The organism is Aeromonas sp. Y318-1 (assembly GCF_027706125.1).
Classification (GTDB): domain Bacteria; phylum Pseudomonadota; class Gammaproteobacteria; order Enterobacterales; family Aeromonadaceae; genus Aeromonas; species Aeromonas hydrophila.
In genome coordinates this window covers 136118-160855 of sequence record NZ_JAPDCM010000004.1, presented here as the reverse complement: position 1 = coordinate 160855, position 24738 = coordinate 136118, and the positions used below count along the sequence as shown (strand labels likewise).

The following is a 24738-nucleotide window of genomic DNA, read 5'->3' as shown; positions in this document are numbered from 1 at the left end:
CATTAAATGATTGTAAATGTTAGTTTGTTTCATTACTTTTCATGTGATTATTCATAGTCTAACTTTCCTTCGTGGAAAGGAATTACTTTAATGTTTTTTAAGTCCGAAAAACTAACTGCTTTACCACGATGGATATTATGACTCGTTTTTTTTCCCAATATTTGTGGTAACGCTTCAGGTGGCAACCCATAGCCAGGCCGGATTCGCCGGATGTGTTCCGGCTTTATGGTGGTGCCCGCAGGAATGTCGGCAACAAAATACAGAGAACGACGAAATCTCAGGTTTGCTTGTTCAGCCTGGTTGTCACCACTTTTTCCTGACCCCAAGGCTTGCCAGCAGAGCTTTGCCTGGCTGCAGAGCTCTTTCAATTCATGTGGTTCAAGAGAGAATTCTGCATCCGGGCCGCCATCAGCGCGAGCCAAGGTCAAGTGTTTCTCGATGGCCACAGCACCCAATGCTATTGCCAGCTGAGCGGCGGTATTCCCCAGCGTGTGATCAGAGAGACCAATAGGTACTGAAAATGTCTCTGCCAAGCGGGTAATCCGCTTGAGATTGATATCGGCAAGAGGAGTGGGGTAGCCACTGACACAGTGAAGCAGCAGGATCTGTGAGCAACCATTTTCACGCAAAATAGTCAGAGCCTTGGCAATTTCAGTTTCAGTCGACATGCCAGACGAGATAATGACCGGCTTTCCTTGCTGAGCTATGTAGCTGAGTAGGGGAAGGTCGGTAATTTCGAATGAGGCAATTTTGTATGCGGGAGTACCCAGCTCTTCTAAAAAATCAACAGCACTCTCGTCGAAGGGGGTGGAGAAAATAGTCAATCCGCGTGACTTGGCTCGTTCAAAGAGAGGCTGGTGCCATTCCCACGGGGTATGGGCCAGGGTGTAGAGATCGTAAAGGGTATGGCCATCCCATAAACCGCCCTGAATATGAAAATCCGGCAGATCACAGTCGATTGTCATGGTGTCAGCGGTATAGGTTTGCAGCTTGATGGCATCAGCTCCCGCATCGGCAGCCGCATCTACCAGCGCCAGTGCCCTATCCAGCTGGCCATTATGGTTGCCGGAGAGTTCGGCAATGATGTAGGGCTGGCTATTTGGACCTATCTCGCGGCCATTAATAGTGAACTGAGGCATGAAACGTCTCCTTGGGAGAAAAATGAAACCAGTTCTGCGTGCTACTGCACTGATATCCAGCTGACTGGAAGAGCGCCAGAGAGTCCTGGTTTTCGGGGCTGATATAGGCGTGAAAGGTGAACCACGGGAAAAGTTGGTGCAACAGATTCAGGGCCCGTTTGCCATGCCCTCGATGATGTTGATCGGGGTCAACGTAGATAGAGACTTCGTTATATCCTTCCGGTTTACAGGCTTCATCCAGCCTTACGACGGTGCAAGGACCTGTGGCTGACATGACCTTGAACAGCCAGCGCTGAGGATTTTGTAAAGCTCCGTGCAGCCAAGTTTTATGCTCACCGAGGGGAGGGCAATCGGGATTTCGGCTATAGCGGCGGGTTACCGCATCCTGTTGCCACCGCCACATCCACTCTGCGTCTTCTTCTCTGACTGGCTGCAGCCAGTACGAGTGCTGCTGCGATGTGAGTTTCTGCAGCAGACGCTGTGCTCCCGTGCCATCACACAGTGCGGCGCTATTTTTGCCGAGTTGCTGCAAGGTCTCTTGATTGGGCCAGTGAACTAACAGCTGTTGTAGCAGTTGCTCATCATCCAGCATTCTCAGATCGCCAAGCCAGATCACGGCACTTGCCTGCGCCAGCCGTCTGGCATTTTCCAGTTGGTTGTCGGCAAGAGTGAACAGCAGTGTAGGCAGAGCCAAGGTAGCGCGCTCCCAGCAACTGGTTCCGCCAGCACCGATGGCGAGATCGGCCTGCAGCATCAATTCGGCCATATTGTTTGTATCTAGGTGCAATTTGATGTGATGGCGACTCTTTGCCATGACTTCTTTGAGTGCATCAATATGAGGAGCTTGGCTTGCCAGTACCAGATCAATTTCCAATGCATGGATGGGCAGTTGATCAAGCAGGGGCAGAATGCGGGACAGATGATTGTCACTGTCCATGGCTCCTAGGGAGAGCAGCAGCCGTCTGATCCTGCTATTTGAAGCTCTTCTGGCCAGCGCTGCAGGCCGTAGCTTGACAAACTCTGGTCGCAGTGGTGCATAACCAGGGCCCAGCAGAGGCACTTCTTCAAACCGACTTTTGCCATAATCGGCAGGCTGGCGGTATGGGGTAATATCAAGCAACCGGGTTGCTTCATGCGACCTGTCTGCCAGATCGTCGATAACCAGTTGTTGGGGGAAGAGGGCAGCCAGCGGCTGCTCCCAACGGCAATCCAGCTGATAGTGATCCACAATCAGCCAGTCACTGCCTCCCCACGCCATGATGGCGCGATAGAGCGAGCGCCAGTCAGGTTGTGCAGGAAGCAGCGTCAGACCATGCTGGCGAGCAATGACCTGAGCGCTATCAAAGCCGGGCAAATCGGCACAAAAGAAGTGGCACTCGTCACCTCGGCTGGCGGCAAGATCGGCGATGCTAAGGCACCGCATGAGATGGCCGGCGCCTATTGTCGTACTGGCATCACATCGGAACAGCAACCGCATCAGCGTACCCGGAATACGGGCTGAATGGGTTCGCCATCAAGCGCACTGGCCAGTGTCAGATCTCTATCGTGGCGAATGAGCACTGGCAGTATGTCGCGATAGGCGGCCAGCAAAACGGCCACATCCTGTTCGCTGTGGGCCAGATTCATATTATGACTGCCAAGGGTGAGGATCCCCCGCTTGCACAACTCCTGGATCAGATAGCTCTTGAGAAGCCAGGTAGAGTGGTTTGCTGAATCAGCAACCAGCAGAAAGCTCCAGCTCGGGTGTCCGGCGGTTTGCAGCCAGGCTGGTGCATCGATCTCTTTTAGCAAGCTATCGAGCCCATCCAGTATCTGCTGTCCTCGCTCTGCAAGCCTCTTTGGTACATCCAGTCGCCGCATCTTTTTGATTACGGCGTTGGCTGCAGCGAGTGCAATTACATCCCCGCCGAAGGTGCCGGAGAAGAAGATATCTTCCATCCGTATCATATATTGGCGGCGGCCAACCACGGCGGAAATGGGGAAACCGTTGGCCATGCCTTTGCCAAATGCCGCGAGGTCCGGTGTTACACCAAAGAGGCTCTGAGCCCCGCCCAAGTGGTAGCGAAAGCCGGTAATGGTCTCATCAAAGATGAGCAGCGCGCCGTGGGCATCGCAGAGTTGGCGCAGACTAGGCAGAAAATCCGGGGTTGGCCAGGTTACATTCATCGGTTCCAGAATGACGGCGGCAAACTCGCCCGGGTGAGTTTCCAGCAGACGTTGCAGCGAGGCAAGATCGTTGTAGTCAAATCTGTGGGTCAGATCTCTCACGCACTCGGGGACCCCCAAATGGCGGGTGGTCGAGCCTATGTACCAGTCTTGCCAGCCATGATAGCCACAGACGGCTACCCGCTCGCGGCCGGTGACTGCGCGGGAGAGCCTGATACAGGCTGAGGTGGCATCAGTCCCATTTTTGCCAAAGCGAACCATTTCAGCACAGGGGATAAGCTCAATGAGCTGTTCCGCGACCTCGGTTTCCAGCCGGTGGGGAAGGGAGAAGATCGAGCCCAGATTGAGCTGTTCAATTACCGCCTCATTCACATCCGGATCGCAATATCCAAGACTGATGGCCAGCAGGCCGCTGGCGAAATCAAGATACTCGTTGCCATCTACATCCCAAACCTGTGCCCCCTTGCCGCGCTCGATAAAGAGTGGTGCGGCCCCATAGGGAAAACAGAGGCGACTTTTGGAGAAGGTTTGGGAGCCAAGAGGAATGCTCTGTTCCGCACGTGCCGAGAGAGCCAGTGAATGTTGATAACGTGAGGTCATATGTGATTCTCCTTGGCCAGCGAATCAGCCAATCCTTCGTTGCGCTGGTGCCGGGTATTCAGTGTTGCCAGCTCCGGCTGCTGCGCCAGTAGGTCGAGGATATCGTCGGTCGTAAAGGTTGGGTTGGTAGGATAGAGAGCCTGATAAATGCGCTCTACCAGTTCAAAATCGGCAGGCTCATCGACGGTCCAGCGCAGGTGGGCCAGCGAAGGCGAGCGCTGCAGTTCGCCGATGGAAAACTGCTCGGAATGACAGCGAACGTAATAGGTGACATGTTCCCGCTCGGTCTGCGTGGTAGCTTTGTCCTGCAAGGTTGCCAGAGTCGCTCCGCTCATGATCTCGGCATCCAGCCCATCCGGATAACTGGGATTGCCGCAGTTGCTGCTGTAGTCGAACTTGCCCGAGAGATGCAGGGCTATCAGCTCGTCTATTACCATTGGATCAGCCAGTGGGCAGTCCCCAGTGAGGCGTACAACGTGGGTCGGACTGTAGGGCTGGGCCGCCAGATAGAAGCGCAGCAGCACATCGTCAAGAGGACCACAGAAGCAGGGAACATGTAGCCTTTCGCACAGTTCGGCAATAGCGCGATCTTCTGGCTTATCGCTGGTGGCAACCAACAGCTTGTCCAGCAGCTTGCTCTGTTGCAGCCGTTCAATCTGCCTTGCCAGCATGGGTTCGCCCAGCAGTTCTTTCAGTACCTTGTGGGGCAGGCGGGAAGAACTTGTTCTGGCCTGCAGAATACCCAAGATCATCGTGCTCTCCAGAGGCCAGGGTTGATAAGGCCCTGCTCCATAGACGCCAGCGGGGCAATATCGGCCTCGTTGTATTCATGCAGTGCGTGACTGGCAGCAACGATGGCGGCCAGCTCCTGGGCATGACACACACCGACAACAAAGCGGCTTACCTGCGGTAGGGCCGTCATGATGGAGAGGGCTTTGCCAAGCGGGGCCATCGAGGGATGCCAGTGGTCAAACCGTTCAAGTGCGGTAGCGAAACGCTGAAAATAGTCAGCTCGCTGTGTCGGCTGCATCAGCAACAGCCCCTGCAAAAAGAGCGAGCGAACATGGATTTCACATCCCATTTCTGCCAGCTTGTCGAGCCAGCCAGTGCGCAAAAAGCGTTGGTCGAGCAAATTGGCTGGTAATTGCACCAATTCCAGAGGATAGCCAGCTGCGCTCCAGGCATCGAGCTCCTCCGGGGAGTAGACGGATATCCCGAGTTTGCCGATCGAGCCCTGTTGCTGCAAATCAGTGAGCAACTCGAACATGGCTGCAGAGGCATCCTGGCTGCGGTGCAGCAGCAAGCCATCGAGCCGTTTTCGCCCCAGCAAACGCAAGCTGTTGTTAATCGCGGCCTGAACATCGGAGAGCGGGAGCCCCGGTGCCAGCTTGTCGATGAGCGTGAAGCCGGTGATATCTCTTTGCCCCAGCCTCAGCTCGGCATTGCCATAGGCCTGCGCCGTATCAAGGGTATCAATACCAGCTTGGCGGGCTAGCGCAATGATCGCGTCGAGTTCCTCATCGCTGACTTGTCCGTCGTGATTGCTGATCCCGTAGTCCAGACCGAATTGCACTGTGCCTAGGGCTAACCGCATAGTGCCTGCTCCAGCGCATCTACGACCTGTTGCTGCTCTGAGTGTGTCAGAGCCGGGAACAGCGGAAGGGAGATGGTGCCCTGATAGTAGGCTTGCGCGCCCGGATAGGCAGCTGGATGATGTCCCAGACCACGGTAGTAGGGTTGGGCTGGGATAGGAATATAGTGAACGTTGACGCCAATACCAGCAGCACGCAGCCGAGCAAACACCTGATCGCGTTTAGCTACTTGGATGACATAGAGGTGATAACCGCTCTGGCGATTATTACTCTGCTGCAACGGCTGGGCTGGCAGAGGGGATAACAGCTCGTCATAGCGCCTGGCAAGTTCACATCGCTGGGCAATGAATTGATCAAGACGGCTCAACTGACTAAGCCCTAATGCTGCTTGAATGTCGGTCAGGCGATAGTTGAAGCCCAGAAGTTGCTGCTCGTAATACCATTCTCCGGGGGAGGGCATGAGCAGCGCTTGCGGATCTCGAGTGATTCCGTGGCTGCGATAGAGTCGCAATTTGGCTGCCAGCTGCTGATCCCGGGTGGTGACGGCACCTCCCTCTGCGGTTGTAATCGGCTTGACCGGATGAAAGCTGAAGACCGTCATGTCGCTGTGAAGGCAACTACCGATAGGTGACCCCTGATAGTGGGCTCCCAGTGCATGGCAGGCATCCTCGATCAGAATGATTCCGTACTGGCGACAGAGCACCCCGATCTCTTCGAGATCACAAGGCTGCCCGGCTAGATGCACCGCAATCAGGGCTTTGGGCAGGGTGTGGGTAAGCACTGCTTGCTGCAGTTTCTTATTCAGTGCCACTACATCGAGGTTACCGGTAGCAGGCTCAACGTCAACAAAGTCAATGTTGGCATCGCAGTAGCGAACACAGTTCGCCGAGGCCACAAAACTGACCGCGGAAACCCAAACTGTATCTTTGGCGTCAAGCTCCAGTACGGCGCAGGCCAGATGAAGTGCCGTGGTACCGTTACTGCAAGTCACTACGTGTGGCACTTGGCAATAATTGGCCAACCCTTGTTCGAATGCCGGGACAGCCTGACCTTGGGTCAGATAATCAGATTTCAGTACGGCAACGACGGCCTCAATATCGGCATCGCTGATTGATTGGCGGCCATAAGGGATCATTCGGACAACACCTGCTGGTTCATGTTCTGTAGTTCAGCTATCGACAAAAAGTGCTGATTGTTTAGGGAATTGTATTCAAACCCCGGAGCAACCAGCGTGGCTGTTTCACCCAGCGCATTCATGCTGAAATCATTGTTGCGGCTATTGAAGCTGATGCTGGGAGCTATTACGTAGTAGTCGTTGAACTCATAGGTGTGAAAAGAGTCGTCTGCTGGACACATCACTTCGTGGAGCTTCTCCCCGGGGCGGATCCCGATAATCTCCTGATTGAGCGATGGGGCCATGGCAGTAGCAAGTTCGGTGATCCTGACCGACGGAATTTTTGGTACGAACAACTCACCGCCACGCATGCGTTTGAAATTGTTCAGTACAAAATCTACCCCTTGCTGCAGGGTCAGCCAAAAACGGGTCATCTCTGGATGGGTAATGGGAAGCGTATTGGCGCCGCTCTTGATCAGATTGTCGAAGAAGGGAACTACCGAGCCCCGTGAACCGACGACGTTACCATAACGCACGACCGAGAAGATAGTTGGATTCTTGCCTGCCATATTGTTGGCGGCGACAAAGAGCTTGTCAGAACAGAGCTTGGTGGCGCCATACAGGTTGATCGGGTTGGCTGCCTTGTCGGTTGAGAGTGCGATGACCTTTTGTACACCATTATTTAGCGCGCCCATGATGACGTTCTCGGCCCCCCCGACGTTGGTCTTGATGCATTCCATCGGGTTGTATTCAGCGGCAGGCACTTGTTTGAGTGCTGCTGCATGCACTACAAAATCGACATCGCGCATCGCCATATCGAGGCGTTCGCCATCGCGCACATCGCCAATAAAGTAGCGCATGCAGGAATGGTTGAAACGCTGCTGCATTTCAAATTGCTTGAGCTCATCACGGGAGTAGACGATCAGTCGTGCGGGCTGGTAGCGGGATAGCACGGTTGCAATGAATTTCTTGCCAAATGACCCGGTGCCACCGGTAACCAGGATTGTTTTTCCATTAAACATGACGGTGCCCCATGATGAAGATTGGTATCTATAGAATTCTAAAGCACTTTTTATGCCATTTGCAGACGAATATTGGTAGGTGTGAGTTGAATGGCGGTTTTTTGGTTACTTGTTATCACGTTGGGCAATGGCTAGGCATATCTGCTCTACGGCGTTGAGTGCTCTTGGGGTGAAACGGTGCAGTTCGTCCGAGTTGATGAGGCGCAGGCGCTGATGGCGGACGGCGTCCAGATTGGACCACTGTTGCCAGTGGCGCAGAGCGTCGGGATCTTGACTCCCCGCCAGGATCAGCGCCGGATTGACCTTGATGACCTGCTCCAGGCTGACCTGAGGATAGGGCGTGCGGGCAGCTGCCATCACGTTTTCCCCGCCGCACAGTTCGATGGCCTGGGCGGGCCAGGCATTGCCGCTAACGCTGGTGAGCGGTGGATACCAGAGCTGATAAAACACCTTGATATGTTTTGGCTTGCCGTAGCGCTGCCCAAGTGCGGCCAGGCGGGCGAGATAGGCATCTGCCTCGGCATTGGCGGTTTGTTCCACCCCCAATGTTTTTCCCAGCGCCCGCATCTCGGTGGCGAGGGAGGCAAAGTCGGTTGGTTCTGAATAGAACACCGGGATCCCCAGCTGCTCGACGGGGGCCAGCATGCGGGATTGGGCGGAGCGCCAGGCGACGATCAGGTCGGGTTTTTGGGCCAATAGGGCTTCCAGATTGATGCTGCGGTAATTGGCCACCTGGGGCAGGCGTTTGACCTCTGGCGGATAATCGGAGGCATCGTCGGTGGCCACGATGCGATCGCCGGCGCCGATGGCAAACAGCAGTTCGGTCAGATGGGGGGTGAGGCTGACGATGCGTGTCGGCGTCCCGGCCAGCAGGGCGTGCGACATGCACAACAGGCAGAGCAGGGTAAGCCATCTAGCCATGCAGCTGCTCCAGCACAGTGAGCAACGCCGCCAGCGCCAGCCAGCCCCAACCGGCTTGTTGCAGACGGTTGAGCAGGCGCAGGGCTGTACTGGCCTCCGGCTCGGCGGCGGCGTCAAACACGGGGAAACGGATCAAGCTGCCCTGATAGTAACGGGGGCCACCGAGCTTGCAGCCCAGCGAGCTGGACAGCAGTGCCAGCAGTATTCCCATGGCGGGGTAGGGCCAGCGTATCGCCATGCGCAGCCGGTTTGCCAGCTGGCGCAGCTGGGTCAGGCACAAGGGCAGGGCCAGCAACAAGATGGCAGGGGTACACAGGGCCTGATAGAGCACGGCGGCGGCCCGGCCAAAGTGGGCAAAGGCTGGCAGTTTCGGGCTCCAGCCCTGATTCATCAAATGGGCGAGGCGCCACAGCAGGGCACCTTGAACCCCCGCCAGGGCAAATCCCAGCAGAGGGCCGGCCCACTGTCCTATCAGGCGCAGGGCGCAGCTTTCGCTGACCGCCTTGGCAAGCCCCATCAGAGAGAGCTTGCCGGTATCGCGCCTGAGCCAGGGGGCGGCCTGCAGCCGGGCCACCACCAAGGTATCCTGGTCTGTCAGCGAGCGAGTCGCACGGGCCAGCTCCCGCAGCGGACGCGATTCCAGCATCAGCAGTAGAAACAGCAGATCGAACAGCGGCTCCGAGAGCGAGAGATTGCGCACCGCCCAGAGTCCGGCGGCGCAAGGCAGCCAGACAATCAGCATGGCCAGCAGACCGGCCTGCAATTGCTGACCGGGGGCGCCATCGGGGCGACACACCTTGTGACCCAGCCGGGTCAGCAGCGGTACGACGGCGGAGAGCCGATAGTGGGCCGGCCAGGGTACGATGGCCTCCAGCAGGGCGGCCCCGAGCAAGATGGCCGCCGGAGTGGCGGCCATCTGTTCCAGCGTGGTGAGTGGGATCACAGCTTGCCGAGCATCTTGATGATCACCTCGGCGGAGTGCTTGCCAGCCACCTCGATGAAGGCATCGAAGGATTCAACCTGTTCCTTGCCGGCGATGTCGGACATGGCACGCACCACCAGATAGGGCACCTTGAACATGTGGCACACCTGACCGATGGCCGCCCCTTCCATCTCGACCGCCAGCATCTGCGGGAAGTCGGCACGGGCTTTGGCGATGGCGTCCGGCTTGCACATGAACTGATCGCCGGTGCAGATGAGGCCGACTTTGGTCTGATGCTTGCCCTGCTCGGCGATGCAATCCTGGGCGACAGCGATGAGCGTCTCGTCGCAGGGGAAGGCGGCCGGTTGCTGCGCCATCTGGCCCATCTCGTAGCCAAAGGCGGTGACATCCACATCGTGGAAGCGCATCTCGCTGGCGATCACCACGTCACCGATGTGCAGGTCCTGGGCAAAGCCGCCGGCAGAGCCGGTATTGATGACGCAGTCGGGAGCGAATTTTTCCAGCAGCAGGCTGGTGGCGACGCTGGCTGCGACTTTACCGATGCCGGAGCGGGTCAGGATCACTTCCTTGCCTGCCAGGGTGCCCTGATAGAACTCGCAGCCGCCCAGTTGCAGGGTGGTCGGGTTGCTCATCTGGCTGCGCAGCAGGGCCACTTCCTGTTCCATGGCGCCGATAATACCTACTTTCATCACTCACCTCGTCTTGATGGCCATGCGGCCGAATAAGTTGTTGTGGATCATAACAAAAGTTGGCGATGGCGCCGAGCATTCCGATGCTGCGCGATGTGAAGGGGCGCTTAAGGGTAGCGCTTGGCCAGGTCAGCCAGCTCGCCGCTGTCCGCCAGCCGTTGCAGGGCATTGGCGAACAGGGCCAGCCGGGCAGGGGAGGTGCGCTGGTAAAACAGGATATAGAAGGGAATGGTCTCCATGGCGGTGGGGAGGATGCGAATTTGGCCGCTCAGATGGTGGCGCAGCAGGTCGGCCTCGAAGCCGGGTGAGCGGTAGTAGACGAAGCGCCCTCGTTTCATCAGCAGCTTGTCGTAATTGGCGGCACTGCTGATCCCGCCGCTGTCGATGATGAGCCCCTGCAGGGCCTGCAGCCGTTCGATGGCGCCGCTGCCGTGATTGATGAGGATGATGCCCTCTTCGCCAAGGGCCTTGACGTCGTCCCACTGGCGGATCTCGACCAGATCATCGCTGCGCACCGCCAGGTGGTAGCGCACGGTGAAGATGGGGGGCTGCAGATAGATAAAGTGGTTGCGACGGTCCGGGTTGTCGCCCACGCCGCAGATGAAGTCGAGCTGGCCGAAACGCACCTGTTTCTCCAGTCGCTTGAGGGGCACAAAGCGCTGATCTCCCTGGATGCGCAGGGCGGGCTCCTGGCGCTCCAGCAATCGAAACAGCTCGACGCAGAATCCCCCGATGCGGCCATCCGCCATCTGGGTGTATTTGGGGGCGGATTCGGGCTGCGCGGCCGTGCGATAGATTTCGGTGGCAGAGACGGCCCGGTGAGCGACTGCCAGCAGACAACCCAGCATCATCACTCGGAATATCATGTCATGCTGGCCCTCAATGCGTGGGGAAATGCGACGTTGCCCGCCGATGTCATGGCGCTAGTGCTGAAACATTACGCCATATATCAGAACCTTATCAACCAAGCGCCGTATCGAGGGTCATCATCAAGGCAAACCCGGCCATCAGGCCCAGGGTGGCGTGGGTCTGGTGGCCATTGCGGTGAGTCTCGGGGATCACCTCGTGGGAGACCACGAACAGCATGGCACCGGCGGCCAGTCCGAGGCCGATGGGATAGGCGATGGCCAGCCCGCTGGAGAGGCCGACGCCGAGCAGCGCCCCGAGCGGCTCAAGCAGACCGCTGCCGATGGCGACCAGCACGGCTTTGCCGGGCCGAAAACCGGCGGCGCACATGGCGAGTGCCACCGCCAGCCCTTCCGGTATGTCCTGCAACGCGATGGCGGTGGTGAGCGGCAGACCCACCGACATGTCACCCTGCGAGAAGCTCACCCCGATGGCCATCCCCTCCGGCAGGTTGTGCAGGGCGATGGCAAACACGAACAGCCAGACCCGGGAGCAGCTCTGGTGACCGGGACCACAGGGACCGGTCTTGTCATGCTCATGGGGGGTGAATTGATCGAGCCCCAGCATCAGCAGCACCCCGAGGGTCATGCCTGCCACCACCACGGCGGCGGCGAGAAAGCCGTTGCCGGTGAGCCCCTCTGCCGCCTCGAGCCCCGGCAGCAGCAGGGAGAAGGCGCTGGCTGCCAGCATCATGCCGGCGGCAAAGCCCAGCATGCTGTCTTCCACCCGCTGGGGGACCGAGCGCAGAAAGAGGGCTGGCAAGGCGCCGAGCGCAGTGGCGGCAAAGCCGGCCAGGCCGCCGAGCAGGCCGTAGCGAACGCCGGGGCTGATGTCGCCGGCGGCCAGCATCACCAGGCTCTGCAGCAGCAACAACACGACGGCCGCCAGTGCAACAAGCAGGCCGATGGCGATCACCGGGCGTGCCCGCAGTTGCTCGCGCAGCTGGGCAGACCAGGAGGAAAGGGGCAGGGCCGACGCGTTATCCATGAAGATCACCTCTCTTGCTTGATGGCGGGGACGGCGAGGCGCCATCCGGGGACTCTTGCATTACAGCGAGCCGGGCCTGACTTGTCCATGCCGGTGCATCGATTGCATTCATCGGCTAACTATTTGAAATGATTTGGTCGCCTTGAATAGTTTGTGATGAAGATCGGGTTGTACGGAAAAACAACTTGCTTTGTTGCGGCGAAAGCTGGTGAAGGAGTAGGCACTTTTGTGGTAAAGTGCCGCCCTCGCGAAACCCACCCTTCCCTTGGTCTTTCGCTACGTCCCATCTCCCGCCAGGAAAGCCCGGGTTACCAGTTCATACGGATGTGATCGCCACTGTGCACCTGCTTGTCAGCAGTCGAGGATCACCAGCCACCATGTTTTACAAAAATCTGTCTATCGGCAAAAAGATTGCCGTGGTCTTTGCGGTCATTGCCGCCGTCAACGTGATATTCGGTATTTTTCTCTCCAGCGAGCTGCGCGGCGTGCGCGATCGCGTGCTGAATTTTACCGACTCCACCCTGCCGAGCGTGCTCTCGGTCGAGAACCTGCTCTATGACGTATCCTACGTGCGCCGTGCCCAGTTTGCCCTGTTGATGGTGGATGACGCCACCGATCTGCAGGCGCGTCGCGGCCGGATCCAGGCCAGCGTCCAGAAAGTCGAGCAGGCCTTTCGTGCCTATGAAGCCACGGTCGGTGCCGACCATGAGCGCCAGGTGTTCAACCGCGCCAAGCAGGAGTGGCAACGCTACCTGAACTCGGTCAATGTGGTGGATCAACTGCTGGTGCAGGGTCAGCTGGCCCAGGCCAAGGATCAGCTGTTCCAGTCCAACCCCATTTATGGCGAGCTGGAGCAGGCGGTCAACGGTCTGGTGGAAGTGAACCTCGGCTTTGTGAAAGAGAACCGTGGCAGCCTGCTTGGCAGCGTCAACATGGTGACCAGTTTTGCCATGGTGAGCATCGGCAGCCTGCTGCTGTTCATGGTGGCCATGACCTGGTTCCTGACCCGCCAGATCTGCCTGCCGCTGCAGGCCGTGGTGGCGCAGGCCAACGCCATCGCCGCCGGCGATCTGACCCATCAGCTGGATCGCCAGCACATCGGTCGCGACGAGCTGGGCATGCTGGCCAAGGCCTCCCTCAAGATGCAGGACAACCTGCGTGGCCTGATTGAAGAGGTGGTGGCGGCCGTGACTCAGCTGGGGGCCGCCATTGAAGAGGTGAGCGCCGTCTCCGAGCAGTCGGCACAGGGGATCCAGAGCCAGCAGCAGGAGATCTCGCTGGTCGCCACCGCCATGGCCCAGATGAAGGCCACCGTGGCCGATGTGGCAGGCAACACCGAGACCGCGTCCGAATCGGCCAGCTCCGCCAATGCCTTGGCACGCCGCGGCAATCAGGATGTGCAGAGCTCGCTGATGTCCATTACCCGGGTTGCCGAAGAGATTGAACAGGCGGGCACCCTGGTCACCGAGCTGGAGCGTGAATCCGCCCAGATCAACGTGGTGGTGGATGTGATCCGCGGCATTGCCGATCAGACCAACCTGCTGGCACTCAACGCCGCCATCGAGGCTGCCCGCGCCGGCGAGCAGGGTCGCGGTTTTGCGGTGGTGGCCGACGAGGTACGTACCCTGGCGGGTCGCACCCAGGCTTCCACCGGCGAGATCGTTGCCATCATCGAAACCCTGCAGGCCCGTGCCAACCAGGCAAAAGAGGTGACCGGCCAGAGCTGCGAGATGATCCGCCAGTGCGTGGAGCAGAGCGAGCAGACCAGCAACGGCATCCAGCAGATTGAAGAGGCGGTGGCCCAGATCGCTGACATGGCCATTCAGATCGCCAGCGCCTGCGGCGAGCAGGATGCGGTCTCCGATGAGCTGGGTCGCAACGTGGAGCGGATCAACGAATCCTCCAACGAGGTCGCCGTTGGGGCCGATCATACCGCCCGCGCCTGCCTGGAATTGAGCCAGCTGGCCGCCGGTCTGCGTCAGACCATCGGTCGTTTCCGCCTGGCGTAATGCTGCTGCGCGCCAGGAAGGGCGACACAACCGCTGCCTGCACTGGCAGGCATCCAAACAACCCGGCTCTGGCCGGGTTGTTTGTTATTGGCTGGCGGCTACTGGATTAGTCATGTGGTTTGCAAGGAAGGGAGAGCAACACGGGTTCGGTGAACGGCGCGGCAAGTCTGCGATGGCAGAAGCTAGCAGCCGGGGTGGTCTGAGAGCAGCCTGAGGGAGGAGGCCGGGTTGTGGCGCAGAGCTGGTTCTGGTTCGAAGGGGGGCGCATCCTCTTGCCGCGCTGACGAGACATCTACAAAGGCCGCCTTGGTTGGGCAACGGATGCAGTCCTACCGATGAGATAGGTAGGGCAATGACGTGTGGGGATATGACGCAGATTGGCACGCTTCCCTTACTGACGGCCATAAAAAAACCCGGCCTGGGCCGGGTTTGTGATACGTGTGCTGCGCGAGGCTGGCTTATTTGGCCAGGGACTCCGGCAGGTTCTCACGGATCTTGCCGAGCATCTCTTTCAGAACGCGCGGGTTGGCAACCACGATGTTGCCGGAGTTTTCGTAGTTGTGACCACCCACGAAGTCGGTGACGATGGCGCCGGCCTCTTTGGCCAGCAGCTCACCGGCTGCGGTATCCCAGGGCTTCAAGCCGATTTCCCAGAAACCGTCGACGCGACCGGCAGCCACGTAGGCCAGATCCAGCGCGGCAGAGCCGGCACGACGGATGTCGGCACACTCGATGAACATGCTCTGGAACATCTTCAGGTACGGCTCGATATGGTGCTTCTGCTTGAACGGGAAACCGGTGGCCAGGATGGTGCCGGCCAGCTCTTTGGCCTTGCCGACACGGATGCGATAACCGTTCAGCTGGGCACCACTACCACGGGTAGCAGTAAACAGCTCGTCACGGATCGGATCGTAAACAACGGCTTGTTCAGTCTTGCCCTTCACGCGCAGGGCGATGGAGACGGCAAAGTGCGGAATGCCTTTGACCAGGTTGGTCGTGCCATCCAGTGGGTCAATGATCCATTGGTAGTCCGGATTGGTACCGGTAATCTCACCAGACTCTTCAGCCACGATGCTGTGTTCCGGGTAAGATTTTTTGATGGTGTGAATGATGGCCGCTTCGGCTTCACGGTCAACGTTGGTCACGAAGTCATTGCTGCCTTTCTGGATAACCTCGATATTCTCGGGTTGAGAAAAGGCTTTTACTACTACTTGACCGGCGTTGCGCGCAGCGCGCACGGCGATATTCAGCATCGGATGCATAGGTTCACCACTGGATGTTAAAGAACGGGGAATAAAAGGACGCGGTATCATACCAGTCTTCGCGAGAATGGCAACCGTTATACGCCATCCCCCCAGCCTTGGCGACTGCCAGATCTGACGGCTCCAATATAGGCTCCTTTTGGTCTAGTCTTATGGGCAGCAGCCGAATAACAGGCTGCATTGAGCATAGGGACGTGGATCATGAATTTGTCATTAGTCAGTCAAAAACCGTCGGCAATCACTACTCAGGGGCTGCTGGCTGCCTTGCGCGCATCGACCGGATATGGCGACTACTTCAACGAAGTGAGCATTGCCCAGCCTTGCCAATGGCAGCCAGGCAAGGAAGAGGCGGCGATCTTGCTGCTCGATGGCGACGCGGCCTGGCCGGAATTTGCCTGGCAGCGCAACAGCGATACATTCGGCTTGCCGGTGTTGCCGCTGCTGATGCGCAAAGGCGATGCCACCCTTACCATTCAGGGGCCGGACGTGCGTGACCCGCGCTTCTACTTCGTCTCAAACGGTATAGTGCTGGAAGAGTCGGAACTCGCCGATCCCGCCTGCAGCCGGGTGCTGCTGAGCAAACTGGAGTCCTACTTCCCGCTCTTGTCCCGCCTGATCCTGCTGCGCCAGCGCCAACCCATGGGGCTGTGTAACTAGTCGCGTTCTTCCCTGCGTCCGGGCTGTTCAAGCGGCACAATATTTGTCATAACTGACCAGTATTGTGCCGCTTTGCCATGCTGGCGTCGGAGCAAATGCCGGTGCTGCATCCGCTCTGTGTCCCGTTGTCGTCTCGCATGAGCGAGGCTGTGGCCGTCTTTGCACCAATGTGTGAATCACAAGGAGTTCATGATGATCGACTTTTATACCGCCGCTACGCCCAACGGCTTCAAGGTGGCGATTGCCCTGGAAGAGTTGGGCTTGCCCTATCGGGTGATCCCGCTCGATCTGTCGGCGCTGGATCAGAAGAAGCCCGAGTTTCTGGCCATCAACCCCAACGGCCGTATTCCGGCCATCGTCGATCGGGATAATGGTGACTTCGCCGTGTTTGAGTCTGGTGCCATCCTCCTCTATCTGGCGGAGAAGGCGGGCAAGCTGCTGCCGGCAGATCCCAAGCGTCGCTCCCAGGCTATCCAGTGGCTGATGTTCCAGATGGGCGGGGTCGGTCCCATGATGGGGCAGGCCAACGTCTTCTATCGCTACTTCCCGGAGAAGATCCCGGCCGCCATCGAGCGCTACCAGAAGGAGGGGCGCCGTCTGTTCGAGGTGCTCGACAGCCACCTGGCCCATCACGAATATCTGGCCGACGAGTACAGCATCGCCGACATCGCCACCTGGCCCTGGGTGCGCATTTATGACTGGAGCGGCATCTCCATCGAGGGGTTGCCCCACCTGCAAGCCTGGATGGACCGGATGGCAGAAAAGCCCGCCTGCCAAAAGGGGATCACCATACCGCCGCGCAACGAGAAGCCGGAGGATCTGGTCAAACAGGCCCAGCAGATGGTAACACGTTGATTTTTATTGCTGACGGGGCTAAAAACCCCGTCACATTAGAAAAACTAGGGAAAGCTGATTATAAAGATTCGTTCGTTTTTCGTGATCTGAATCACTAAGATCACCGCAAGCCTAGGGAGTGTCCTGCTCCCGGCCGGTGCGGGTTCTCCGCCTTGTATTTTCACCTTTGATTGACTCTGTGTTTTTGGATCCCCTCTGCAGGTTTCTGCCAGGGGTGCGGCAGCTTTTTGATGATTTTCGGGACTGAGATATGTATCGGCACAGTTTTTATCCGCTGTTTTTTCTGACCATTCTGATGGTCGCTGTGGGCCAGATGACCCAGACCCTGTATGTGCCCTCCATTCCCATGATGGCGGGGGACTTCAACGTGGCCTCCGGCCAGTTGCAGGCGGTGATGGCCTGTTACCTGATCCCGTACGGGCTCTCCCAGTTTGTTTACGGCCCGCTGTCGGATCGTATCGGCCGTCGCCCCATCCTGCTTATCGGCATGATGGTGTTTCTGGTGGGCACCCTGACCATTCAGTTGATCCCAAGCTTCATGGCGCTGCTGGTGGGCAGCTTCATCCAGGGGCTGGGCACCGGGGCGGGTGGCGCCATGAGCCGGACCGTGATGCGCGATCGCTACAGCGGCGCCGAGCTCAACCGGGCCAACAGCCTGGTGAGCATGGGGGTGATCTTCTCCCCGCTGCTGGCGCCGGTGCTGGGCGGCTGGTTGACCGAGCTGTTCAACTGGCGTGCCGGGTACTGGTTCCTGTTCGGCTTCGGTGCCTTGACGACTCTGGCGCTGCTGGCCTGGTTTGCTGAAACGCTGCCGGCGACCGCGCGCCAACAGCCGCTGCGAGTCGGTGCCGCCTATCGCCACGTGCTCGGCAATCCGCGCTTTCAGGGCAACCTGCTCTGTCTGATGGCGACCTTTGCCGGTCTGGCGGTGTTCGAGGCTGCGGCCGGCGTGCTGCTCGGCGATGTGCTCAAGTTGAGTGCCCGTACCGTCAGCGTGCTGTTCGTGCTGCCGCTGCCCGGTTATCTGTTCGGTGCCTGGCTCTCCGCCAAGCTCAGTTTTCGCCTGAGTCAGGGCAAGCTGATGCGCCTAGGTATCGTCTTCCTGGCGCTGGGGTCGTTGATCATCCTGCTGCCGGGTCTGTTCGGGGTCGTGAGTGCGGCCTCCCTGGTTGGTGGTGCCGCCGTCTACTTCATCGGCAGCGGCATTCTCTATCCGACCGCTACCTCCTGCGCCATCGAACCCTTCCCGGGTCAGGCGGGCACCGCGGGTGCCATCCTCGGCGGCATGCAGAACCTGGGGGCCGGTATCGTGACGCTGCTGGCAGCCTGCTTCCCGATGGAAGGGCAGGTGACCCTGGGGGCCATCATGACACTGATGGTGCTGATCGTGGCGCTGAGCTTTCTCTGGCTGCGCCACCACGGTTCACCCCATCAACAGATGGCTGTCTGAGCCGAGCGCATAGAAAAGACCCGCCCAAGCCGGCGGGTTTTTTATGGGCCGCTGTGGCTGGCGCTGCGGGCAGTGTCGAAGGGGGGCGGCGGCAGGGGAGAGCGGGGCGCAGGAGATAAAGAAAAAGCCCGTCACGCTTGTGACGGGCTTTTTGCTGTTGGTACCCCGGAGATGCCGTTGCCGGTTTGGGCCCTTGAACCGTCGGTTCAAGGCGGGGATCGGATCTGACCGCAGGCTTCTCGGTCGTGCCGAGCATGCGCAATAGCCAGAAGGCAGATCCCCTGTTTGGTATGAATATCGGCTCGGGGACTTGAACCGGCTGACAAACACCCCAGGGAATTTTAAAACGGTGGACGATTAGGGCTGCAGGCCTTCGTCGCTGGATTCGCCATATTGTCCGTGCTCGATCAAGGCCGCTTCGATGGTGCGTTGCAGCATCTTGATCCGCTTGTCCATGGTCTCAGAGTATTGGTGATTTTTCTCTTTTTCAAGGCAGAGCTCATGGCAAAAATTGAGCGCTGCCATCACCGCCAGCTGTTCGTTGCTGGAGACCTTGGAGCGTTGACGCAGCTCGATGAGTTTATCAGTCAGCTGGTCGGCGGCCTGGCGCAGGGCATCCTGCTGTCCCAGGGGACAGGATACCTTGTAGGGACGTCCCAAAATGACGATTTCTACGGCCTCTGTGCTCATGCCTTCCTCAATACGGCGGAGCTGATTTCCGCCTTTATCCACGTGGACAACTGGGCGGGACTATATAGCGCAGATGCAGAAGTTTCAAGGCCTTGCTGGCTCTGGAAGGGGGAGAATGCTAGGATCCTGACCATTAATTCTGCATATTTGCCTGAACTTTGAGCGGATCTTCGATGAGCAAAACGAACCCCCTGAAATACGCGGCCGTGGCCGACCTGATGGAGCAGCATGAGCTGATGGCGACGGCTGTAGAGGCCCATGGCGTGATCTGCGGTCTGGTGTGCGGTGGTGTGGCACTGGACGACAAGAGCTGGCTGCCCCATTTCAATGATCTGGTCAACGACGGTTTCGGTCTGCCGGCCCCGGTGCGCCAGGTGGTGACCGATCTCTATCACCAGGTGATCGAGAGCCTGATGGCCCAGAAAGGGGTCGAGCTGCTGCTGCCAAGCGACGAAGCGCCGCTTGACGAGCGTATCGACTCGCTGGTGGATTGGTCCCAGGCCTTCCTGGCCGGTTTCGGCGTGGTGCAGCAGGAGCTCTCCAAGGCTTCCGAAGAGCTGCAGGAGATGATCCAGGATATCGCCAGCATCACCCAGGTCTCCGCCGAGTTCGATCAGGAGGATGAAGAGAACGAAGCCTCCTTCCTGGTGCTCTACGAGCATGTGCGTCTCGGGGTGATGATGAGCTTTGAGGAGTTCGGCAAGCGGCCGGATGCCCCGAGCACGCCGCCGACCCTGCACTGAGTCGGCCGAACTTGATAAAGAGCGCCTGGTGGCGCTCTTTTTACATCTGGACTTCGCCAGCGCCGACCCGCCGTGATGAGGCAAGTGACGACAGGGACTGCGCTTTTTTGCCCGTGGCTTCGCATCCCGACCCCACGCTTTGTGTTAGCATGACCCCACGTTTTCAGTCTTTCCCCTCATCTCATGTCTCAATCTGATCTGAACCACGTCGATGTGGCCATCGTCGGTGGTGGAATGAGCGGCGCCGTGCTGGCGCTCTCCCTCGCGGCCCTGCCAGGGCCCAAGCCCCTGCAGATCCTGCTGCTGGAGGCGAGCGCCCCCGAGCTCAATGCGCATCCCGGCTTTGATGCTCGCGCCATCGCGCTCTCCGCCGGCACCTGCGAGGCGCTGGCCCGGCACGGGCTCTGGTCCCGTTTTGCTCCCCATTGCAGCCCCATCAGCCAGATTCATGTGTCGGATCGGGGCCACTTCGGCCAGGCCGGCTTGACGGCGGCGGAGTATGGCCTGACAGCCCTCGGCCAGGTGATCGAGTTGTCGGCGGCGGGCATTGCGCTGCAGCAGGCGATTGCCGCCTGCCCGCAGATCCACATGCTGTGTCCGGCCCAGCTCGAGCGCGTGAAGCCATTGGCGGAAGGGGTAAACCTGACCCTGGCCGGTGGCGAGCGTTATCAGACCCGCCTGCTGGTGGCGGCCGATGGCGGCAACTCCTTCGTGCGCCAGCAGTGCAAGCTGGCGGTAAGTCGTCACGACTACGGCCAGAGCGCCATCATCGCCACCGTCAAGACCGCCGAAGACCCGGCCGGACGGGCTTTCGAGCGTTTCACCCAAGGGGGGCCGCTGGCCCTGCTGCCGATGCAGGACGGGCTCTCTTCCCTGGTCTGGAGCGTGGCGCGGGATGAGGCGCCGGCCTTGATGGCGCTCGATGACGCTGCGTTTCTGGTCCGCCTGCAACAGGCCTTCGGCTGGCGTCTCGGCCGCTTCCTGCAAACCGGCCAGCGCCACGTCTATCCGCTGGTGCTGACGGTGGCCGACTACCCGCTGGCCCAGCGCACCGTGCTGGTGGGCAACGCCGCCCATCTGCTGCATCCCATCGCCGGTCAGGGCTTCAACCTTGGCATGCGCGATCTGGACCTGCTCACCCGGGCGGTGGGCCGGGCGCTGGCGGCGGGGGAGGATATCGGCAGCTTTGAGGTGCTCAGCGGCTACTGGCAGCAGCGCAAGGGGGATCAGGCCCAGACGGTCTGGCTCACCTCCTCGCTGGCCCAGCTCTTCTCCAATGATCATGACCCGCTGGTGGCGGGCCGCAACCTGGCGCTTTCCCTGATGGGGCGGCTGAGCTGCCTCAAGGCGCCGCTGGCCTCCCGCACCCTAGGCTTTGTCGCCGATGTGTGCCGCCCCTGAGGCGAGGTGACGTCATGGGTATTGAACGGGTGCGCCTTCGGGCGTGCCCTCGCTGATCCCGGCGATCAGCCCTGAAAGGATATAGAACGATGCAGATGCAAAACGTGGATGTGGTGATTGTGGGGGGCGGCATGGTGGGCCTGGGGCTCGCCGCCGCGCTCAAGGGAAGTGCGCTCAAGGTCGCCGTGGTCGAGGGCCAGCTGCCGGAGTCCGCGCTTGACGAGGCGCCGGACAACCGGGTCAGCGCTTTGAGTCTGGCCAGTCAGCGCATCCTGCAGCAGGTGGGCGCTTGGCGCGGGATCGAGGTCCGTCGCCTGCAGCCCTATGGGCAGATGGAGGTGTGGGAGCAGGACAGCTTTGGCCGGATCGCCTTTGATGCCGCCAGCCTGCGCCAGCCTGAGCTCGGCCACATCGTCGAGAACCGGGTCATCCAGCTGGCGCTGCTGGAGGCGATCCTCGATGGCGACAACATCCAGCTGCTGAGCCCGGCCCGGGCGAGCAGCCTGCAAAGCGGCGAGGCGGGCTCCCTGCTGCTGCTGGAAGATGGCCGGGCGCTGTCGGCCAAGCTGGTGGTGGCGGCCGATGGCGCCCACTCCTGGGTGCGCCGGCAGGCCGACATCCCGCTCACCAGTTGGGATTACGGCCACCACGCGCTGGTGGCGACGGTGCGTTGTGCCGAGCCCCACGAGGCGGTAGCGCGTCAGATCTTCACCCCCGAGGGGCCGCTCGCCTTCCTGCCCCTGTGGCAACCAGATCTCTGCTCCATCGTCTGGTCGGTGCCAGCGGCCCGGGCCGAGGCGCTCTGTCAGTGCGATGAAGAGCATTTCAACCGCCAGCTCACCACCGCGTTTGACGGCCGGCTGGGGCTGTGCAAGGTGGAAGGGGCGCGCAGCGCCATCCCGCTCACCGCCCGCTATGCCCGCGACTTTGCCCGCGAGCGGCTGGTGCTGGTGGGGGATGCCGCCCACACCATCCACCCGCTGGCGGGGCAGGGGGTCAACCTGGGGCTGCTGGATGCCGCCGCGCTGGCCGAGCAGACCCTGCGCAATCAGGCGGCGGGCAAGGACATCGGCCGGCTCGCCAACCTGCGCGGCTATGAGCGCTGGCGCAAGAGCGAGGCCGCCAGCATGCTGGCGGCGATGGAGGGGCTCAAGCGGCTGTTCGCCGGTGCCAATCCGCTCAAGAAGCTGGTGCGTGGGGCCGGGCTGTGCGCCTTCGATCTGCTGACGCCGCTCAAGCAAAGCGTGATCCGGGCCGCCATGGGGTTAGAGGGTGAGTTGCCGGCCTTGGCCAAGGGGAACAATTTGCCAACCCGGCCGAAGTAAGAGGGTGATCCGGGCCGCCATGGGGCTGGAAGGCGAGCTGCCTGCCCTGGCCAAGGGTGAAAAAATCTAATAATACCCGGCTGTTTTCACAACAAAACTAATGTGATGAGGCTGATGACCCGGTTTGGGCATCAGCCTTTAATCTGGGCGGTCAGCGAAACGTTTTTCTTCAAATTGTGACGAAACGGTAAAAATCGAAATTTAATATCGCCATTACCGGGTTTGGTCTGTTTTTATCGCTGTTTTTACCTTAGTGTCTGGGGTCTGTTTACTGGCGGTGGATTAGTTTTTTTTGAGCGGCATGCGCGTCCGCTTGGCTTATAATCCGCTGCGTTCAAGGAATCACTCTTGCCCTGCGGGGCCGGAACGAGCACAGACTCAGGCACGTCGCTTGCTGCCACCCAGGTAGATAGCCGGATGGTGGCTGCCGGGCGAGCGATGCGTGAGTGTTGTCGCGAACGCTTAAGGAAACACAGCGATGATCCAGACTACAGTACTGCATCCCAAGCACCTGGAAGCCGGCGCCAAGATGGTGGACTTCCACGGTTGGGAAATGCCCATCAACTACGGCTCACAGCTGGAAGAGCACCATCAGGTGCGCACCGATGCCGGCATGTTTGACGTCTCCCACATGACCATCGTCGATTTGACCGGCGAGCGGGTCAAAGCCTTCCTGCAACACCTGCTGGCCAACGACGTGGCCAAGCTCACCGTCTTCGGCAAGGCCCTCTACAGCGGCATGCTGACCCCGGAAGGCGGTGTCATCGATGACCTCATCACCTATTACCTTGGCGAGACCTTCTACCGGTTGGTGGTCAACTCCGCCACCCGCGAGAAGGATCTGGCCTGGATCCGCCACCACGCCCAGGACTTCGGGGTGACCGTGACCGAGCGCCCCGAGCTCGCCATGATCGCGGTGCAGGGCCCCAACGCCAAGGCCAAGGCGGCCAAGGTGTTCAGCGCCGAGCAAAATGCCGCAGTGGAAGGCATGAAGCCCTTCTTCGGTGTGCAGGCTGGCGAGCTCTTCATCGCCACCACTGGCTACACCGGTGAAGACGGCTACGAGATCGTGGTGCCGCAAGAGCAGGCGTGCGATCTGTGGCAGGCGCTGCTGGACAACGGCGTGGCCCCCTGCGGCCTGGGTGCTCGTGACACCCTGCGCCTCGAGGCCGGCATGAACCTCTACGGCCAGGACATGGACGAATCCGTCTCTCCCCTTGCCGCCAACATGGCCTGGACCATCGCCTGGGAACCGAGCGATCGCCAGTTCATCGGCCGCGCCGCGCTGGAAGCCCAGAAAGCCGTCGGTAGCCAGCCCAAGCTGGTGGGGCTGGTGATGGAAGAGAAGGGCGTGCTGCGCAGCGGCATGCCGGTCACCTTCACCACCGCCGCCGGAGAAGAGCGGGAAGGTGTGATCACCTCCGGCTCTTTCTCGCCCACCCTGGGGTACAGTATTGCCCTGGCACGGGTGCCCCGTGATATCGGCGAACAGGCCTCGGTGGAGATCCGCAAGAAGCTGGTCACCGTCAAAGTGACCAAGCCGGCTTTCGTGCGCAACGGCCAGAAGCTGGTATAACGACCTATTGCGGCGAAGGGGCTGCCCTTCGCCAGACCCCCTTGCCCCGGCAACGCCTGTCGAACGCGCCGGGACAAGTGATCCAAGTGAATAAAGGAAGCACAAATGAGCCATATCCCGAGCGAACTGAAATATGCCACCTCCCACGAGTGGATCCGTGTCGAAGCCAACGGCGAGGCCGTGGTCGGTATCACCGAGCACGCCCAGGAGCTGCTGGGTGACATGGTGTTCGTCGATCTGCCGGAAGTGGGCAAACAGGTCGGTGCCGGTGATGACTGCGCCGTGGCCGAGTCGGTCAAGGCCGCCTCCGACATCTACAGCCCGGTGAGCGGCGAGATCCTGGCCGTCAACGAAGAGCTGGAAGGCAGCCCCGAGCTGGTCAACTCCGACCCCTACGGTGCCGGCTGGCTGTTCCGCATCAAGCTGGACGACGCGGGCGAACTCGCCAACCTGCTGGATGCCGAAGGCTACCAGAACGTGGTGGACGAAGAGTAATGCCCCCGGGCCCTGCCAATGCGCAGGGCCCGCTTGTATAGGTGCCCGTCGGCCAGGAGGCCGACCGGCAAGGGTGAAGTCGTCCGCACCGGTTTGCCCGTGGCCAACCGGTCAGCCGCAAGACGACCCCCTGTCGCTATGAGCGACATCCGCTGCCGGCAGGGGCCACCCTGCCAGCCGAACATGAGTGAAGCCG

General features: G+C 59.9%; 23 protein-coding genes and 1 other RNA gene. 9 read left to right on the top strand and 15 right to left on the bottom strand.

All coding sequences use genetic code 11. The annotated features are described in order from the left end of the window. Nucleotides 1-47: 47 nt before the first annotated feature. From pseI to OKB87_RS07680, 12 genes are all read right to left on the bottom strand, one after another. The gene (pseI, locus tag OKB87_RS07735; RefSeq protein WP_270827042.1) at nucleotides 48-1139 is read right to left on the bottom strand and encodes a pseudaminic acid synthase; all 1092 of its coding nucleotides are present in this window, start codon (nucleotides 1137-1139) and stop codon (nucleotides 48-50) included. Then, nucleotides 1120-2616, bottom strand: coding sequence for a UDP-2,4-diacetamido-2,4,6-trideoxy-beta-L-altropyranose hydrolase (gene pseG, locus OKB87_RS07730; RefSeq protein ID WP_270827040.1), 1497 nt, complete (start codon nucleotides 2614-2616; stop codon nucleotides 1120-1122). Before pseG ends, pseI begins: the two co-directional genes overlap by 20 nt. Then, nucleotides 2616-3905, bottom strand: coding sequence for an aminotransferase class III-fold pyridoxal phosphate-dependent enzyme (locus OKB87_RS07725; RefSeq protein WP_270827039.1), 1290 nt, complete (start codon nucleotides 3903-3905; stop codon nucleotides 2616-2618). The genes pseG and OKB87_RS07725 overlap by 1 nt, the downstream gene beginning before the upstream one ends. Continuing rightward, nucleotides 3902-4657, bottom strand: a complete 756-nt coding sequence (locus tag OKB87_RS07720) for a glycosyltransferase family protein (protein ID WP_270827038.1) — start codon at nucleotides 4655-4657, stop codon at nucleotides 3902-3904. Before OKB87_RS07720 ends, OKB87_RS07725 begins: the two co-directional genes overlap by 4 nt. Next, nucleotides 4654-5499: an aldo/keto reductase gene (locus OKB87_RS07715; RefSeq protein WP_270827036.1), complete on the bottom strand. Its 846-nt coding sequence runs from the start codon at nucleotides 5497-5499 to the stop codon at nucleotides 4654-4656. The genes OKB87_RS07720 and OKB87_RS07715 overlap by 4 nt, the downstream gene beginning before the upstream one ends. After that, the gene (gene pseC, locus OKB87_RS07710) at nucleotides 5490-6632 is read right to left on the bottom strand and encodes a UDP-4-amino-4,6-dideoxy-N-acetyl-beta-L-altrosamine transaminase (RefSeq protein WP_270827035.1); all 1143 of its coding nucleotides are present in this window, start codon (nucleotides 6630-6632) and stop codon (nucleotides 5490-5492) included. Before pseC ends, OKB87_RS07715 begins: the two co-directional genes overlap by 10 nt. Beyond that, nucleotides 6629-7633: a UDP-N-acetylglucosamine 4,6-dehydratase (inverting) gene (gene pseB / locus OKB87_RS07705; protein WP_270827034.1), complete on the bottom strand. Its 1005-nt coding sequence runs from the start codon at nucleotides 7631-7633 to the stop codon at nucleotides 6629-6631. The genes pseC and pseB overlap by 4 nt, the downstream gene beginning before the upstream one ends. Nucleotides 7634-7738: 105 nt before the next feature. Beyond that, on the bottom strand, nucleotides 7739-8554 hold the full coding sequence (locus tag OKB87_RS07700; protein WP_270827032.1) for a cobalamin-binding protein: 816 nt from the start codon (nucleotides 8552-8554) through the stop codon (nucleotides 7739-7741). Beyond that, nucleotides 8547-9497, bottom strand: a complete 951-nt coding sequence (locus tag OKB87_RS07695; RefSeq protein WP_270827031.1) for a cobalamin biosynthesis protein — start codon at nucleotides 9495-9497, stop codon at nucleotides 8547-8549. The genes OKB87_RS07700 and OKB87_RS07695 overlap by 8 nt, the downstream gene beginning before the upstream one ends. After that, nucleotides 9494-10186 carry a 5'-methylthioadenosine/S-adenosylhomocysteine nucleosidase gene (gene mtnN, locus OKB87_RS07690; protein WP_011705596.1) on the bottom strand — a complete coding sequence of 231 codons (693 nt, stop codon included), beginning with the start codon at nucleotides 10184-10186 and terminating at the stop codon, nucleotides 9494-9496. Before mtnN ends, OKB87_RS07695 begins: the two co-directional genes overlap by 4 nt. A 107-nt stretch (nucleotides 10187-10293) precedes the next feature. After that, nucleotides 10294-11052, bottom strand: coding sequence for a substrate-binding periplasmic protein (locus OKB87_RS07685; protein ID WP_270827030.1), 759 nt, complete (start codon nucleotides 11050-11052; stop codon nucleotides 10294-10296). A gap of 94 nt (nucleotides 11053-11146) precedes the next feature. Next, the gene (locus tag OKB87_RS07680; RefSeq protein WP_102989923.1) at nucleotides 11147-12079 is read right to left on the bottom strand and encodes a ZIP family metal transporter; all 933 of its coding nucleotides are present in this window, start codon (nucleotides 12077-12079) and stop codon (nucleotides 11147-11149) included. Between the two features lie 377 nt (nucleotides 12080-12456). Between OKB87_RS07680 and OKB87_RS07675 the strand changes: the two genes are divergently transcribed. Beyond that, on the top strand, nucleotides 12457-14088 hold the full coding sequence (locus OKB87_RS07675) for a methyl-accepting chemotaxis protein (RefSeq protein ID WP_043122141.1): 1632 nt from the start codon (nucleotides 12457-12459) through the stop codon (nucleotides 14086-14088). A 458-nt stretch (nucleotides 14089-14546) separates the two neighbouring features. On the opposite strand, the gene suhB is transcribed toward OKB87_RS07675, so the two are convergent. After that, nucleotides 14547-15350 carry an inositol-1-monophosphatase gene (gene suhB / locus OKB87_RS07670; RefSeq protein WP_016350372.1) on the bottom strand — a complete coding sequence of 268 codons (804 nt, stop codon included), beginning with the start codon at nucleotides 15348-15350 and terminating at the stop codon, nucleotides 14547-14549. A gap of 201 nt (nucleotides 15351-15551) precedes the next feature. Here suhB and OKB87_RS07665 point away from each other — a divergent pair, with 201 nt between their 5' ends. The 3 genes from OKB87_RS07665 to emrD all read left to right on the top strand — a co-directional run bounded on the left by OKB87_RS07665 (nucleotide 15552) and on the right by emrD (nucleotide 18312). Next, the gene (locus OKB87_RS07665) at nucleotides 15552-16007 is read left to right on the top strand and encodes a hypothetical protein (RefSeq protein WP_011705601.1); all 456 of its coding nucleotides are present in this window, start codon (nucleotides 15552-15554) and stop codon (nucleotides 16005-16007) included. Between the two features lie 192 nt (nucleotides 16008-16199). Further along, nucleotides 16200-16862, top strand: a complete 663-nt coding sequence (locus OKB87_RS07660) for a glutathione S-transferase family protein (protein WP_029301260.1) — start codon at nucleotides 16200-16202, stop codon at nucleotides 16860-16862. 250 nt (nucleotides 16863-17112) lie between these two features. After that, entirely contained in the window at nucleotides 17113-18312 is a 1200-nt protein-coding gene (emrD, locus tag OKB87_RS07655; protein WP_270827026.1) for a multidrug efflux MFS transporter EmrD, read from the top strand. A gap of 158 nt (nucleotides 18313-18470) precedes the next feature. Here the strand turns inward: emrD and ssrS are convergent. Continuing rightward, a non-coding RNA gene (gene ssrS / locus OKB87_RS07650) (6S RNA) lies at nucleotides 18471-18653 on the bottom strand. A gap of 16 nt (nucleotides 18654-18669) precedes the next feature. Next, complete coding sequence (gene zapA, locus OKB87_RS07645) at nucleotides 18670-19002, bottom strand: cell division protein ZapA (RefSeq protein WP_016350376.1); 333 nt, start codon at nucleotides 19000-19002, stop codon at nucleotides 18670-18672. 173 nt (nucleotides 19003-19175) lie between these two features. Here zapA and OKB87_RS07640 point away from each other — a divergent pair, with 173 nt between their 5' ends. From OKB87_RS07640 to gcvH, 5 genes are all read left to right on the top strand, one after another. Then, the gene (locus OKB87_RS07640; RefSeq protein ID WP_270827024.1) at nucleotides 19176-19745 is read left to right on the top strand and encodes a UPF0149 family protein; all 570 of its coding nucleotides are present in this window, start codon (nucleotides 19176-19178) and stop codon (nucleotides 19743-19745) included. A 183-nt stretch (nucleotides 19746-19928) separates the two neighbouring features. Further along, nucleotides 19929-21146: a 2-octaprenyl-6-methoxyphenyl hydroxylase gene (ubiH, locus tag OKB87_RS07635; RefSeq protein ID WP_270827022.1), complete on the top strand. Its 1218-nt coding sequence runs from the start codon at nucleotides 19929-19931 to the stop codon at nucleotides 21144-21146. 89 nt (nucleotides 21147-21235) lie between these two features. Next, a complete protein-coding gene (locus tag OKB87_RS07630) occupies nucleotides 21236-22471 on the top strand; it encodes an FAD-dependent 2-octaprenylphenol hydroxylase (RefSeq protein WP_270827019.1) in 1236 nt (411 codons plus the stop codon). Nucleotides 22472-22949: 478 nt separating this feature from the next. After that, nucleotides 22950-24047: a glycine cleavage system aminomethyltransferase GcvT gene (gene gcvT / locus OKB87_RS07625; protein WP_039214983.1), complete on the top strand. Its 1098-nt coding sequence runs from the start codon at nucleotides 22950-22952 to the stop codon at nucleotides 24045-24047. 105 nt (nucleotides 24048-24152) lie between these two features. After that, nucleotides 24153-24542, top strand: coding sequence for a glycine cleavage system protein GcvH (gene gcvH / locus OKB87_RS07620; protein ID WP_010634317.1), 390 nt, complete (start codon nucleotides 24153-24155; stop codon nucleotides 24540-24542). Nucleotides 24543-24738: the final 196 nt, after the last annotated feature.